Origin of the sequence: Acidovorax carolinensis, assembly GCF_002157145.1 — a bacterium.
Taxonomy (GTDB): domain Bacteria; phylum Pseudomonadota; class Gammaproteobacteria; order Burkholderiales; family Burkholderiaceae_C; genus Acidovorax; species Acidovorax carolinensis.
On sequence record NZ_CP021361.1, the window covers coordinates 2,713,912 to 2,727,920 of the forward strand.

Here is a 14,009-nt window from a genome sequence, read left to right on the forward strand (position 1 = left end):
ATCCGCCATGGCCAGCGAACTCATCAAACATGTCTCTGACGCCAGCTTTGAAGCCGACGTGCTGAAAACCGGCACCACGGTGCTGGTGGACTACTGGGCCGAATGGTGCGGCCCCTGCAAAATGATCGCCCCCATCCTGGACGAAGTCGCAGGCACCTACCAGGGCAAGCTGCAGATCGCCAAAATGAACGTGGACGAAAACCGGGAGATCCCCGCCAAGTTCGGTATCCGCGGCATCCCCACGCTGATGCTGTTCAAGGACGGCCAGCTGGCCGCCACCAAGGTCGGCGCCATGAGCAAGGCACAGCTCACCGCCTTCATCGATCAGCAATTGGCCTGATTTCCAGCCGCTTGCCAGGGCCCCTTTTTTCGGGGCTGCTGGCGCGGCGAATGTTCCGATTGTTTACTGCATGACGCTGCCTTCGTTGTGCGATCCGGTCAGCACGGATTTTTTCCTGTCATAATTTCGCCAGATCACCGGCTTGCACGCATTGGCAACCGGTTCGAGATCCCCAGGCAAGCCGGGGCTGCAAACAGCGGCTCACCCGGTCACCGCCACTCCCCCAAGATTCACACCAACTCCGCCAAGGAGTCACCCCATGCACTTAAATGAACTCAAGGCACTTCATGTGTCTGAAGTCCTGAAGCAAGCCGAAGAACTCGAAATCGAAAACACGGGCCGCATGCGCAAGCAGGAGTTGATGTTTGCCATCATCAAGAAGCGCGCCAAGACCGGTGAACAGATCATCGCGGATGGCGTGCTGGAGATATTGCCCGACGGTTTCGGCTTCCTGCGCAGCCCCGACACGAGTTTCACGGCCAGCACGGACGACATCTACATCAGTCCGAGCCAAGTGCGTCGCTTCAACCTGCACACCGGCGACATGATTGAAGGCGAAGTCCGCACACCCAAGGATGGCGAACGGTACTTTGCGCTGAACAAGCTCGACTCCGTCAATGGCGGCCCGCCAGAGCAGAACAAGCACAAGGTCATGTTCGAAAACCTGACGCCCCTGTTCCCCAAGGAGCAGATGCGCCTGGAACGCGACGTCAAGAGCGAAGAGAACATCACCGGCCGCATCATCGACATCATCGCGCCCATCGGCCGCGGCCAGCGCGCCCTGATCGTGGCCCCGCCCAAGAGCGGCAAGACGGTGATGATGCAGCACATCGCCCATGCCATCACGGCCAACAACCCCGACGTGCACCTGATGGTGCTGCTGGTGGACGAGCGTCCTGAAGAAGTGACCGAAATGCAACGCACGGTGAAGGGCGAAATCATTGCCTCCACCTTTGACGAGCCCGCCGCCCGCCACGTGCACGTGGCCGAGATGGTGATCGAGCGCGCCAAGCGCCTGGTCGAATTGAAGAAGGACGTGGTGATCCTGCTCGATTCCATCACCCGCCTGGCCCGCGCCTACAACAACGTGGTGCCGTCAAGCGGCAAGGTGCTGTCGGGCGGTGTGGATGCTGCGGCACTGCAGCGCCCCAAGCGTTTCTTCGGCGCCGCGCGCAAGGTCGAAGAAGGTGGCTCGCTCACCATCATCGCCACCGCGCTGGTCGACACCGGCAGCCGCATGGACGAAGTGATCTTTGAAGAATTCAAGGGCACGGGCAACTGCGAAATCCACCTCAACCGCCGCCTGTATGAAAAGCGCGTGTTCCCCGCCATCGAGCTCAACAAGAGCGGCACGCGCCGCGAAGAGCTACTGCTGGCGCCCGAGATCCTGCAAAAGACCCGCATCCTGCGCCAATTCATGTACAACATGGACGAGATCGAATCGATGGAACTCATGATCAAGAACATGAAGGCCACGAAGAGCAATGTCGAGTTCTTCGACATGATGCGCCGTGGCGGCTAAACCGTCGCGCTGCTTCCCGGCATTGCCCGCCGCCCGCTCCGGGCTATAATCGTGGGCTTTTTCTGCGGAAAGTACGCTGGATGTTTCACGAGGCAAAGGTTGCTTCGGGTCCCGCACGGCTCCCGCACTTGACAAGGATTGATCATGAAAGAAGGCATTCACCCCAACTACCGCGAAGTTCTGTTCGTGGACCTGTCCAACGGTTTCAAGTTTGTGACCCGTTCCTGCGTGAACACCAAGGAAATGGGCAAGACCGACGACGGCCGTGAGCTTCCCATGTTCAAGCTGGACACCTCCAGCGAATCGCATCCTTTCTATACCGGCACGCAAAAATCCGTGGACAACATGGGCGGCCGCGTGGAACGTTTCCGCAACCGTTTCGGCAAGACTGCAGCCAAGTAATTCGCCGCATTTCCGCCAAGAAGGCAGCACGGGCAACCGCGCTGCCTTTTTGTTTGGATTTGCCTTTATTCTCGGCAGTCAGCCATTGCCATCCACCTGACGCGTGAACTCTCCCACCCCCGCTATCGTTACCCAAAAAGCCGCGCGCCCGCTTCCTCGCTGGGCCTTGCTGCTGCTGTGCCTGGCTTACGTCGTGCCCGGCTTTGTGGGCCGGGGCCCCTGGAAGAACGCCGATGTGGCGGCGTTTGGCTACATGATGGAACTGGCCAACGGACACACCGCGTGGCTGCGGCCGCAACTGGGGGGCATGCCTCCCGAAACCGATGGCTTGCTGCCCTACTGGCTGGGTGCGTGGGCCATCCAGATCACGCCCGACTGGCTGATGGCGCCCGAAATGGCGGCGCGCCTGCCATTCATGGCGCTGCTGGTGCTGACGCTGGCAGCCACCTGGTACGGCGTTTACTACCTGGCGCGCAGTCCGGGCGCGCAGCCCGTGGCGTTTGCCTTTGGCGGCGAGGCGAATCCTTCGGATTACGCGCGCGCCATCGCCGATGGCGCGTTGCTGGCGCTGATTGCCTGCCTGGGCCTGGCGCAGCTGTCGCACGAGGCCACGGGCTACCTTGCACAGCTGGCGTGCGCAGCGCTGATCTTCTTTGCCGTGGCCACTTTGCCGTACCACACAGTGGCGCCCGCCGTGGCCCTGGTGGCGGGCATGGTGGGGCTCACACTGGCCGGCGCGCCAACGATCGCTGCATTGCTGGGCGCAGGCAGCGTTGCGCTGGTGGTTTTGGCGCCGGCGGCCCCCTCGGATCGGCACCTTCGCTGGGCCGTGACGCTGGTTGTCGTCACGGTGCTGGCGGCTGTGCTGGCATGGCAGCTGGATCTTTGGCGCTGGCGCCTGATCAATGCGGCCACCGAGGGCAAGGAATTCAGAAGCCTGCTGCGGCTGCTGCTGTGGTTTGGCTGGCCCGCATGGCCCATGGCCACCTGGACCCTTTGGCGCTGGCGCAAGCAACTGTTCAACCGCCAGCCGCATCGCCACCTGTGGTTGCCCCTGTGGTTTTCTCTCGTCTCGGTGGGTGCCACCTTCACTACCCAACCGGCAGACCGGGCGCTGCTCGTGGGTCTGCCAGCCATTGCCACGCTGGCAGCGTTTGCGCTGCCCACCTTCCGCCGAAGCATGGCGGCGCTGATTGACTGGTTCACCTTGCTTTTCTTCAGCGTCTCGGCGCTGGCGATCTGGGTGATCTGGTTTGCCATGCAAACGGGCGTGCCGGCCCAGCCCGCCGCCAACGTGGCCAAGCTGGCCCCCGGGTTCACACCCACCTTCTCGTGGCTGGCGCTGGTGGTGGCACTGGCCGCATCTGCGGCATGGTGCAGGTTGGTGTGGTGGCGCGCGGCGCGCAACCGTACAGCCATCTGGAAAAGCCTGGTATTGCCCGCCAGCGGTGCGGCACTGTGCTGGCTGTTACTGACCACCCTCTGGCTCCCCCTTCTCGACTATGCCCGCAGCTATGTGCCGCAGGCGCGCAAGTTGTCTGCCGCGCTGGGCCCGAACCCTGGATGCGTGCAGATGCTTGGCCTGAGTCGGGCGCAGATGGCTGCACTGCAATACCACGCCCAACTGCGCCTGCAACCGGCCACCCAGGCAACCAACTGCCCCTGGCTGGTGGTAGACAACGGCGCCTGGCCCGCGCCCCTGGATCTGGTGAAACCTGCCCACTGGACGCGGGAGGCCACCATCGGCCGCCCCACCGACAAGAACGAGTTCATCCTGCTGTTCCGGAGAACGGCAACGCCCGACTGATGTCGGAGTCATCCACCATATCCCGCCATGCCCTGACCGTGCTGACAGGGCAACTGGCCGTGATGGCCTTCGGCGTAACCGACACCATCGTGGCCGGGCGCCACGGCGAAAGCTCGCTGGCGGCGCTGTCGGTGGGCTCGGCGATCTTCATCAGCGTTTATGTCGCGCTGATGGGAATCTTCCAGGCGCTCTTGCCCGTCTGGGCCGAGCAGCGGGGCGCACGCAACCCTGGTGCCATTGGCAAGTCGCTGCGCCAGGCCCTCTACCTGTGTGCCGCAGCATCGGCAGCGGGCATGCTCACCCTGTTGTCGCCAGGCCCGCTGCTGCGCTGGACCGAGGTGCCACAGGCGCTGCGCTCCGAAGTCGGGCAATACCTGGCCGTGCTGGCCCTGGCGCTCCCGCCCGCCCTGCTCTTTCGCCTGTACAGCACGCTGAACCAGGCCATTGGTCGCCCGCAACTGGTGACCTGGCTGCAAGTGGGCTCGCTGTTCATCAAACTGCCGCTGTCCGTCTGGTTCACTTTTGGCGGCGCGGGCCTGCCGGGGCAAGGCGCCGTGGGCTGCGCCTAGGCCACCCTGGTGGTGAATGTCAGCGTGCTGGCCCTGGCTTTCTGGTTGTTGCGCACCCAGGATCTGTACACACCACTGCGCATCTGGCAGCGCATGGAGCGCCCCCACTGGCCCACCATCCTCGGCTTCGCCCGCCTCGGCGTGCCCGCAGGGCTGGCCATCCTGGTGGAAGTGACTTCGTTCACGCTGATGGCCCTGTTCATTGCGCGCCAGGGCACCGTGGCCACGGCAGCACACCAGATCGCGGCCAACGTGGCGGCCGTGCTGTACATGGTGCCCCTGTCTCTGGCCATTGCCACCAGCGCGCGGGTGAGCTACTGGCTGGGGGCCGGCAACGATGCCCGGGCCCGCAGCGTCGTATTTATAGGTTTTAGGCTCTCAGCGCTTATGGGAATAGCGCTAGCTGCTATATTATTAATAGCAAACGAAGCATTGCCCAGCCTTTATTCCAGCAGCGCCGCCGTGGTGACCATCACCAGCGGGCTGCTGCTCTGGGTTGCGGCCTACCATGCCGCCGACGCCGTGCAGACCCTGTGTATCTTTGTGCTGCGCAGTTACCGCATCACGATCGCGCCGCTGGCGGTGTATTGCATCTTGCTGTGGGGCGCGGGGCTGGGCGGTGGCTATATGCTGGCCTACCACGGACTGGGGCCTTGGGCGCCCATGGCATCACCAGCGCCATTCTGGGCGGCCAGCGCACTGGCATTGGCCATCACTGCAGGGCTGTTTGTGCTGATGCTGTGGGTTGCAATCCGTCCGGCAGCGCGGGACGGCGCAGCCGGTTGGCGGGAAAGGTGACCGAGAACACCGATCCCTTGCCCAGCACGCTGGTGATTTCAAGCGTGGCGCCATGGCGCTGCACCGCATGCTTGACGATGGCGAGCCCCAGGCCTGTGCCACCGGTTTCCCGCGACCGGCTGCGGTCCACGCGGTAGAAGCGCTCGGTAATGCGCGGAATGTGCTCGGGCGCAATGCCGGGCCCGGTGTCGCTCACGGTAAAGATGGCGCTGCCGTCGTCTGTGTGGCGCCACCGAACGGTAATGGTGCCGCCTGCGGGCGTGTAGCGCACGGCATTGCTGATGAGGTTGGACAAGGCGCTTTGCAACTCGGACGGCACGCCGGCAATCTCGCCCTCGGCACGCAAATCCTGTGCGGCCGGAAACTGCAGCACATGGTGCCTATGGTGGTTTTGCGTCAATACGGCAGACAACGCCCTGCCTTCGTCTTCACAGCGCTGCATCAGGACCTGCACCGGCGTCCATTCCGACATGCCGGGCAAGGGGCTGCCTTCCAGACGCGAGAGCGTCAGCAGATCGTGCACCACGCTTTGCATGCGCGCCGCCTGCTGGGCCATCATGGACAGATACCGCGCCCGCTCCTCGGCGTCCAGCGGCAGGGTCTGCAGGGTTTCGACAAAACCGGTCAGCACCGTCAGCGGCGTACGGATCTCGTGCGAGACGTTGGCCACAAAATCGCGCCGCATGGCGTCGGCCTGTTCCAGCGCCGTCACGTCGCGGGTTAGCAACAGCTTGCGCCCCTCGCCATAAGGATGCAGATGCACAGAAATGCGCACGGGGCGCGACGGCGTGCTATCCCGTCCCTGCAGCACCACGTCGTGGGTGAAATCCTGGGCGGCATAGTAAGCGCCGAAATCCGGGTCCCGCACCAGATTGCCAATGGACTGCATGACATCGCGCTGGGCATCAAAGCCGAGCTGGACGGCCGCGATCTGGTTACACCACTCAATGCGCCCCTCGGCGTCGAGCAGAACCACGCCATTGGGCGTGGCCTGGAGCGCCGCCAGAATCTCCTGCAGGCGCTCCTCGCTGTCCTTGACCAGCGCCTGGCGCTGGCGCAACAGCCGGCGCGCGCGTTCGGCGGCTTCGCCCCACATGCCGAACGAGGACGGCGTAGCTGACAGGTCGCCCGAACGCAGCCACCGCAGCACGCGCACCCCTCGCCACAAATCGCCACCAAACCACAACCATGCAGCCACCGCGGCACCCACTGCGGCGCCCCAGGGGCCCTCCAGCCACCAGCCAAGCGCGCCCCCGACAAGCTGCCAGGCCAGAAAATATCCAAAACGCCAGAGCATGCGGACTACACAACTTTCTCGGTGGTGGCAGAGGCATTGGCGCCCCCGACAGAAACTATCAGGCCTGCATCAGCGCAGGCGGCTGGGCCGTGAGCCGGTAGCCCGCGCCACGCACGGTTTCCACCATCACGCCTGCGGCGCCCAGGGCCTCACGCAGCCGCTTCACATGCACGTCCACCGTGCGCTCTTCAATGAACACATGGTCGCCCCATACCTTGTCGAGCAGTTGCGAACGGCTGTGCACGCGCTCGGAGTGCTTCATGAAGAAATGCAGCAACTTGAACTCGGTCGGCCCCACCTTCAGCGGCTGTCCCTGGAACGTGACCCGGTAGGTGCCCGCATCCAGCACCAGGTCGCCAATGGTCACGCTGTCACTCACCTGCTCGGGCGCACGGCGCCGCAGCACCGCCCGGATGCGTGCCAGCAGTTCCTGCGTGGAAAACGGCTTGGTGATGTAGTCATCGGCCCCGGCATCGAGCCCCGCCACCTTGTCGGGTTCATCCCCCCGTGCGGTGAGCATCAGGATGGGAATGGGTTTGGTGCGGCTGTCAGCCCGCCATTTGCGCGCCAGCACCAGGCCGCTTTGCCCTGGCAGCATCCAGTCCAGCAAGATGACATCGGGCAAAACGGCATCGAGCTCACGCTGGGCCGACTCGCCGTCTTCGGACCAGATGGGCTGAAAACCGTTGTGGCGCAGGTTGACGGCAATCAACTCGGCAATCGCTGGCTCGTCCTCCACAATCAATACCCGGGGAAGCTTTTTCATGTCAACGCCAATCGGTCACAGCAGCACAGTAGATTCAATTTCATCAAGCGCGGTGTGCCGCACGTCCTTGCCCTTGACGAGATAAATGACGAGTTCGGCCACGTTCTTGGAGTGATCGCCAATGCGCTCGATGGCCTTGGCCAGGAACAGCAGGTCCAGGCTGGCAGAGATGGTGCGGGGGTCTTCCACCATGTAGGTGATGAGCTTGCGCACAAAGCCGTCGAACTCCTTGTCGATGAGGTCGTCCTCCTTGAGGATGGCCACCGCAGCCTTGACGTCCAGGCGCGCAAAGGCATCCAGCGCCTTGCGCAGCATTCCTGATGCCAGCTCGGTCGCCACGCGCAGGTCGCTCGTTGGCAGTGAACGAGAGGAACCGCTTTCAATGATCGATTTCACCATGCGCGCCATCTTGTTGGCCTCGTCTCCCATGCGCTCCAGGTTGGCGGTCGCCTTGGAAATGGACAACAGCAGGCGCAGGTCGCGGGCCGTGGGCTGGCGCCTGCCAATGATGGACGCGAGTTCGTGGTCGATCTCGACTTCCATGGCATTGACACGCTGCTCCATCAAACCCACCTGCTCCACCGCGTCAAGGCTGAACTGAGACAGGGCGAAAATGGCCTGGCGAATTTGCGACTCCACCAGCCCGCCCAGCTCCATAACGCGGGCGGAGACGCCGTTGAGTTCGCTGTCGAACTGCGATGAAAGGTGTTTGTCAGCCATCAAAAATGTCTCCTCAGCCGAAACGGCCGGTAATGTAGTCTTCGGTTTCCTTGCGCTGGGGCTTGAAGAACATCTGTTCTGTTTCCCCGAACTCCACCAGATCACCCAGGTACATGTAGGCCGTGTAGTCGCTACAACGTGCTGCCTGCTGCATGTTGTGCGTGACGATGACCACGGTGTAATCTTCCTTCAGTTCCGCAATCAGCTCTTCGATCTTGGCGGTAGAGATCGGGTCGAGGGCCGAGCACGGTTCGTCGAGCAGCAGCACCTCGGGCTTGATGGCAATGCCGCGCGCAATGCACAGACGCTGCTGCTGCCCGCCCGACAGGCTTGCACCGCTCTGGCTGAGCTTGTCCTTGACCTCGTTCCACAGCGCTGCCTTGCGCAAGGCCCATTCCACGCGGTCGTCCATGTCCGTGGCGCTAAGGCTTTCAAAAAGCTTCACACCAAAGGCAACGTTGTCGTAGATGGACATGGGGAACGGCGTGGGTTTCTGAAACACCATGCCGATCTTGGCACGGACAAGCGCCACGTCCTGCTTGGTCGTCAGCAGGTTCTCGCCATCCAGCACGATCTGTCCTTCGGCCCGCTGCTCGGGATACAGCTCGAACATGCGGTTAAAAGTGCGCAACAGGGTGGACTTGCCGCAACCCGATGGGCCGATGAAGGCCGTTACCTTGTTTTGCGGAATATCGAGGTTGATACCCTTGAGGGCATGGAACTTACCGTAGTAGAAGTTCAGGTCACGGACCGTGATCTTGGACGGTCCTGCTGGCGAATTCTTGAGAGTGGAGGGCATGAAAGTCTTCCTTGCTTATTTCTGCCGGGTCAAAACCCGTGCGAGGATATTGAGTCCGAGAACGGCTACGGTGATCAGGAACACCCCAGCCCAGGCCAATTGCTGCCAGTTTTCATAAGGGCTCATGGCAAACTTGAAAATCGTGACGGGCAGGCTGGCCATGGGCTTGGACAAGTCCGAGTTCCAGAACTGGTTGTTCAAGGCCGTGAACAGCAATGGCGCCGTTTCACCCGCAATGCGCGCCACTGCCAGCAATATCCCCGTAATCACACCGGCCCGCGCCGCCCGCAAGGTGATCATGATGATCACGCGCCACTTGGGCGTGCCCAGGGCATAGGCCGCCTCACGCAGGCTGGCGGGCACTAGGATCAGCATGTTTTCGGTGGTGCGGATGACCACCGGTATCACGATCAGCGCGAGGGCAAGAATGCCGGCGTAAGCCGAAAAGCTCTTGAAGCGCGCCACCACAACGGCATAGACAAAAAGGCCAATCACGATGCTGGGCGCCGACAGCAGAATGTCGTTCACGAAGCGCGTGGTGGAGGCCAGCCAGCTGCGCACGTCGTACTCGGCCAGGTAAACCCCGGCCATGATGCCGATGGGGGTTCCCACAAACGTCGCCAGCACCACCATCACCAGCGAGCCGAAGATGGCGTTGGAGATACCACCCGCGTCATTGGGCGGTGGCGTCATTTCGGTGAACAGGGTCAGGCTCAGCCCCCCCACGCCCAACCGCACGGTCTCCCACAGTATCCACACCAGCCAGAACAAACCAAACACCATGGCAGCCAGCGACAGCGTCAGGGCAATCTGGTTGACCCGCTTACGACTGTTGTAGCGAGCCTGGCGCGCCTTCGTGGCATCCGCTGCCGAAATAAGACGTTGCGAGGTGGTCATGTGCGGGCTCCTTCATTCTTTTGAAGGCGTGACAGCAAAATCTTGGAAAGGGACAGCACCACGAAGGTGATAAAGAAAAGCACCAGCCCCAGATAGATCAGGGACGCCTGGTGAAGACCTTCGCCGGCTTCCGCAAACTCATTGGCCAGGGCCGAAGTGATGCTGTTGGCGGCCTCGAACATCGACAGGGAATCGAGCTGGTTCATGTTGCCGATGACAAATGTCACCGCCATGGTTTCGCCGAGCGCACGCCCCAAGCCCAGCATGATGCCACCGAGCACGCCCGTCTTGGTGTAGGGCAGCACCACCTTCCACATCACCTCCCAGGTCGTCGAACCCAGGCCGTAGGCCGACTCCTTGAGCAGTGCCGGCGTAACGTCGAAAACATCCCGCATCACCGACGCAATGAACGGAATGATCATGATGGCCAAAATGATGCCCGCAGACAAAATGCCGATGCCTACTGGCGGACCCGAGACAAACGCACCCAGATAAGGAACACCGGCGAACAGCGCCTGCAGGGGTTGCTGCACAAAACGCGCAAGGATGGGGCCAAACACCATCAAGCCCCACATGCCATACACTATCGATGGCACGGCGGCCAGCAGTTCAATGGCGGTTCCCAGGGGCCGCTTCAGCCAGGCGGGCGACAGCTCGGTAAGAAACAGGGCAATACCAAAACTCACAGGCACCGCAATCAGCAACGCAATGAACGACGTGGCCAGCGTGCCATAAATCATGACCAGGCCGCCGTATTCGTCTTGAACCGGGTCCCAGACGCTGCGCGTGAGAAAACTCAGGCCATACTGGGAAATGGAAGGCCAAGCCCCCACCACCAACGATGCCAGGATACCAAACAGCAACAACAGCGTGATGATGGCTGCGCCACGCGCCAGCCATCCAAATATACGGTCTGCCAACATGCCCGATATCAACGACTTATTGGGTGGGGGTGTGGTCCGTTGGATGCCAGAGGCCGCCTCGGAGGGCGGGCTCTGGCGGACCGGCATCGTAGTGGACACGTTGGTAGCCTTGAGAAGTTAAATCAAAAGGCCGGCATGGTGCCGGCCCAGGAAATCACTTGAACGAAACAGCCTTGCCGGAGGTGTCCTTGATGTCACCCCAGGATTTCAGGATGTTGCTCTTGACGACGTCGGGCATGGGCACATAGTCCAGATCCGAAGCCGTCTTGTCGCCGGACTTGAAGGCCCAGTCAAAGAACTTCAGCGCAGCGGTGGCATCGGCCGGCTTCTCCTGCACCTTGTGCATCAGGATGAAGGTTGGGTTGGTGATAGGCCAGGTGGCGTCACCCGGCTGGTTCGTCAAAATCAGGTAGAAGCTCTTGGGCCAGACAGCGCCTGCAGCCGCAGCCTTGAAGCCAACGTCGTCCGGCGTAGCAAACTTGCCCGCAGCGTTTTGCACCTGCGTATAAGTCATCTTGTTTTGCTTGACATAGGCGTACTCGACGTAGCCGATGGAGTTGGGCAAACGACCCACGAAAGCGGCCACGCCTTCATTGCCCTTGCCACCCGCACCCACGGGCCAGTTCACAGCCGTGCCTTCACCAACCTTGGTTTTCCATTCGGCGTTGACCTTGCTGAGGTAGTTGGTGAAGACGAATGTGGTGCCCGAACCGTCAGCACGGCGCACAGGCGCAATGGTGGCATCCGGCAGCGGCACGGAAGGATTCAGCGCCTTGATGGCGGGATCGGTCCAGTTGGTGATCTTGCCCAGATAGATATCACCCAACACCTGACCCGTCAGCTTGATCTGGCCTGGAGCGATACCCTTGATATTGACAACCGGCACCACGCCACCGATCACGGTAGGAAACTGTACCAGGCCCTTTTTCTCGAGATCCTCGTCTTTCAGAGGCATGTCCGAGGCGCCAAACGCCACGGTTTTGGCGTCAATCTGGCGCAGACCAGCACCCGAACCCACCGACTGGTAGTTGACCTTGACGCCCGTGGCCTTGTTGTATTCGGCAGCCCACTTGGAATACAGCGGCGCCGGGAACGAGGCGCCGGCGCCCGTAACTTCTTGCTGTGCCATGGCGCTAGAAAACGCTCCAGCAGAAGCCATACCAGCCACCAGAACTCGAATCACGGACATTTTCATGAAGATACCTTTTGGGTTGAAGGAGTTGGGATGCCGCGACTCTAGATTTCCCATATGACATTGTCGTGACAATTGCCCGCACCTGTCACACGCCCATTTTTCCACTTTTCTGACGGTAGGTTGAATCAAATCGTCACATCTTTGTCACGACTGCTGCGTAGTCTCCTGCGACCGACATGCGTCGGCCATCTACTTCCAGGAGAATCCCATGTTTCGCCGTTATGCACTTCAATCTGCACTCGCCCTGGTGGCTGTGACCGCCTTGGGCGCCTGCGCCACGCACACGCCCGCACCGCAAACTTTGGCAGAGACGGTCGCCAAGACGTCATCGCTGCAGACGTTCAATGCCCTGGTTGCAGAAGCCGGCATGACGGAAACGCTCAAGACTGCCGGCCCCTACACCGTGTTCGCGCCTTCGGATGCAGCGTTCAAGGCGGTTCCAGCGAAGACGCTGGATGCGCTCAAGGCGGACAAGGCGTTGCTCAAGTCCGTGATCAGCTATCACATCGTGCCATCGCGCTTGGCATCTGCCGACGTGAAGACAGGCAATGTCAAGACGGTTCAGGGCGCAACGGTGGCGCTGGCCCGCGCAGGCGCGTTTGTGACGGTGGAAGATGCACTGGTAGAACAAGCCGACATCGCCGCGACCAATGGCGTGATTCATGTGGTGGACCGCGTGCTGATGCCGCCCAAGAAGTAAGGGCACTGTGAACGTTTGATGGCCATGCACTTTTCCGATTGTTCTGCGATTTCGCTGAATCGCCGCCACTGGATTCAATGGACCGCTGCTGCAAGTGCCGTGACGGCAGGCAGAGTGATGGCCCAGCCACTGCCAGCCAGCGCCCCTCGCAATGCCGACGGGGAACGCCCGCTGGTGGTGGCACAGGTAGTTGACTTGACTGCTGGCCAGCAAGACATCAGCCGCGACTTTCTGGCCGGGTCCCGATCCGCCTGGCAGGACCTGAACGCGCGCGGCGGAGTGCGTGGCCGCACAGTGCAGCATGTCACCATCGAAACCGATGGCACGCTGGCGGGCCTGAAGGCCGCATGGCAAGCAGTTCATGGGCAAGCCGGGTGCGTGGCGCTGTCTGGCTGCGTGGGCAATGGCGCCGCCGCGGGGCTGGTGGCGCTGCAGTCTGCGGCGCGTTCTGCGTCGCCACTGGCACTGGTGGCCCCTTGGCTGCACAACGCGGTAACCGACAGCGAGGCCGAGACGGTGTTCGAGGTATTCCCGGACCACCAGATCCAGATAGCGCATGCCATCAAGACACATGCCTCCTTGGGCGTGAAGCAGATCGGTGTGGTCTTCGCTACCGCGCAGGTTCAGCAGCAATCGCAAGTCCATGTCCTTCAGGCCGCAAAAAGCCTGGGCCTGCAAGCCCAGATACTGCCACTTGCGGGCACGCAGGGGCCTGCCGCGACGCAGCTCACCAATCCAACCCAGACCATTATTCTGTTTGTGGGGGGCACACCGGAACTGCATGCATTTGCCAGCAAGCTGGTTGCCCCACCGGGCCGACAGTGTTTTGTCGTGGCGCTGGCCGATGTGAATCTGCAGGTGCTCGCCCAGATGGGCGGCACGCCCAAGGGCACGTCCATCATCGCCACCCAGGCCGTTCCACTGGTCACATCCAGCCTGCCCGTGGTGCGCGCTTACCGCGACGCATTGAGCCGGTTCTTTGACGAAGCCCCCTCTCCGCAGGGCTTGGCCGGTTTCATTGCAGCGCGTTACACCGCCGAAATTCTTTCGGGCATTTCAGGCCCGGTGACACGCGCCAGTGCGCTCTCTGCATTGCAGCGGCGTGCCGACGTGAATGTCGGTGGGTACATCGTTGCCTACCAAGGGAAAAAACGGTCCAACGCCTATGTGACGCAAAGCATGCTGACCCAGGACGGTCGCATCATCGGCTGATATCAGCCTCGATAAAGGGACGCGGGTGCTATGCTGCCCGCCGGAGATCAGGCGCATCACGC

13 protein-coding genes and 1 pseudogene are annotated in these 14,009 nt (G+C 61.8%); 7 read left to right on the forward strand and 7 right to left on the reverse strand.

From position 1 onward, the window contains the following. The first annotated feature begins 7 nt into the window (after positions 1-7). The 5 genes and pseudogenes from trxA (at position 8) to CBP34_RS12735 (ending at position 5,438) form a co-directional block, all read left to right on the forward strand. Positions 8-340, forward strand: a complete 333-nt coding sequence (trxA, locus tag CBP34_RS12715; protein ID WP_086912798.1) for a thioredoxin TrxA — start codon at positions 8-10, stop codon at positions 338-340. A 259-nt stretch (positions 341-599) separates the two neighbouring features. Further along, the gene (rho, locus tag CBP34_RS12720; protein ID WP_026436794.1) at positions 600-1,862 is read left to right on the forward strand and encodes a transcription termination factor Rho; all 1,263 of its coding nucleotides are present in this window, start codon (positions 600-602) and stop codon (positions 1,860-1,862) included. 144 nt (positions 1,863-2,006) lie between these two features. Then, a complete protein-coding gene (locus CBP34_RS12725; RefSeq protein WP_005799836.1) occupies positions 2,007-2,264 on the forward strand; it encodes a type B 50S ribosomal protein L31 in 258 nt (85 codons plus the stop codon). Positions 2,265-2,367: 103 nt separating this feature from the next. Further along, entirely contained in the window at positions 2,368-4,071 is a 1,704-nt protein-coding gene (locus CBP34_RS12730) for a hypothetical protein (RefSeq protein ID WP_094098253.1), read from the forward strand. Next, positions 4,071-5,438: pseudogene (locus CBP34_RS12735) on the forward strand (MATE family efflux transporter). Before CBP34_RS12730 ends, CBP34_RS12735 begins: the two are co-directional and overlap by 1 nt. On the opposite strand, the gene phoR reads toward CBP34_RS12735, so the two are convergent. The 7 genes from phoR to pstS all read right to left on the reverse strand — a co-directional run bounded on the left by phoR (position 5,353) and on the right by pstS (position 12,035). Beyond that, on the reverse strand, positions 5,353-6,735 hold the full coding sequence (gene phoR / locus CBP34_RS12740) for a phosphate regulon sensor histidine kinase PhoR (RefSeq protein ID WP_094098254.1): 1,383 nt from the start codon (positions 6,733-6,735) through the stop codon (positions 5,353-5,355). The pseudogene CBP34_RS12735 and the gene phoR overlap by 86 nt on opposite strands. 58 nt (positions 6,736-6,793) lie before the next feature. Next, the gene (gene phoB / locus CBP34_RS12745) at positions 6,794-7,501 is read right to left on the reverse strand and encodes a phosphate regulon transcriptional regulator PhoB (protein ID WP_086927701.1); all 708 of its coding nucleotides are present in this window, start codon (positions 7,499-7,501) and stop codon (positions 6,794-6,796) included. Between the two features lie 15 nt (positions 7,502-7,516). Then, positions 7,517-8,221: a phosphate signaling complex protein PhoU gene (phoU, locus tag CBP34_RS12750; protein ID WP_094098255.1), complete on the reverse strand. Its 705-nt coding sequence runs from the start codon at positions 8,219-8,221 to the stop codon at positions 7,517-7,519. 13 nt (positions 8,222-8,234) lie between these two features. Further along, positions 8,235-9,020, reverse strand: a complete 786-nt coding sequence (pstB, locus tag CBP34_RS12755) for a phosphate ABC transporter ATP-binding protein PstB (protein ID WP_094098256.1) — start codon at positions 9,018-9,020, stop codon at positions 8,235-8,237. 15 nt (positions 9,021-9,035) lie between these two features. Continuing rightward, positions 9,036-9,917: a phosphate ABC transporter permease PstA gene (pstA, locus tag CBP34_RS12760; protein ID WP_094098257.1), complete on the reverse strand. Its 882-nt coding sequence runs from the start codon at positions 9,915-9,917 to the stop codon at positions 9,036-9,038. Beyond that, positions 9,914-10,927 (reverse strand): phosphate ABC transporter permease PstC, encoded by a 1,014-nt coding sequence (gene pstC / locus CBP34_RS12765; RefSeq protein ID WP_094098258.1) that lies wholly within the window; start codon positions 10,925-10,927, stop codon positions 9,914-9,916. The genes pstA and pstC overlap by 4 nt, the downstream gene beginning before the upstream one ends. A gap of 67 nt (positions 10,928-10,994) precedes the next feature. Then, complete coding sequence (gene pstS, locus CBP34_RS12770; protein WP_094098259.1) at positions 10,995-12,035, reverse strand: phosphate ABC transporter substrate-binding protein PstS; 1,041 nt, start codon at positions 12,033-12,035, stop codon at positions 10,995-10,997. A gap of 208 nt (positions 12,036-12,243) precedes the next feature. On the opposite strand from pstS, the gene CBP34_RS12775 reads away from it, so the two are divergent. Both CBP34_RS12775 and CBP34_RS12780 read left to right on the forward strand, forming a co-directional pair. Further along, a complete protein-coding gene (locus tag CBP34_RS12775; protein ID WP_094098260.1) occupies positions 12,244-12,735 on the forward strand; it encodes a fasciclin domain-containing protein in 492 nt (163 codons plus the stop codon). 99 nt (positions 12,736-12,834) lie between these two features. Continuing rightward, positions 12,835-13,947, forward strand: coding sequence for an ABC transporter substrate-binding protein (locus CBP34_RS12780; protein WP_236748418.1), 1,113 nt, complete (start codon positions 12,835-12,837; stop codon positions 13,945-13,947). The last annotated feature ends 62 nt before the right edge of the window (positions 13,948-14,009 follow it).

Bases quoted from the DNA above. Each gene is read 5' to 3' on its own strand.
- rho (WP_026436794.1), top strand. From the start codon at position 600: ATGCACTTAAATGAACTCAAGGCACTTCATGTGTCTGAAGTCCTGAAG.
- trxA (WP_086912798.1), top strand. From the start codon at position 8: ATGGCCAGCGAACTCATCAAACATGTCTCTGACGCCAGCTTTGAAGCC.
- CBP34_RS12775 (WP_094098260.1), top strand. From the start codon at position 12,244: ATGTTTCGCCGTTATGCACTTCAATCTGCACTCGCCCTGGTGGCTGTG.
- pstC (WP_094098258.1), bottom strand. From the start codon at position 10,927: ATGCCGGTCCGCCAGAGCCCGCCCTCCGAGGCGGCCTCTGGCATCCAA.
- pstS (WP_094098259.1), bottom strand. From the start codon at position 12,035: ATGAAAATGTCCGTGATTCGAGTTCTGGTGGCTGGTATGGCTTCTGCT.
- pstA (WP_094098257.1), bottom strand. From the start codon at position 9,917: ATGACCACCTCGCAACGTCTTATTTCGGCAGCGGATGCCACGAAGGCG.
- phoU (WP_094098255.1), bottom strand. From the start codon at position 8,221: ATGGCTGACAAACACCTTTCATCGCAGTTCGACAGCGAACTCAACGGC.
- CBP34_RS12725 (WP_005799836.1), top strand. From the start codon at position 2,007: ATGAAAGAAGGCATTCACCCCAACTACCGCGAAGTTCTGTTCGTGGAC.
- phoR (WP_094098254.1), bottom strand. From the start codon at position 6,735: ATGCTCTGGCGTTTTGGATATTTTCTGGCCTGGCAGCTTGTCGGGGGC.
- pstB (WP_094098256.1), bottom strand. From the start codon at position 9,020: ATGCCCTCCACTCTCAAGAATTCGCCAGCAGGACCGTCCAAGATCACG.
- phoB (WP_086927701.1), bottom strand. From the start codon at position 7,501: ATGAAAAAGCTTCCCCGGGTATTGATTGTGGAGGACGAGCCAGCGATT.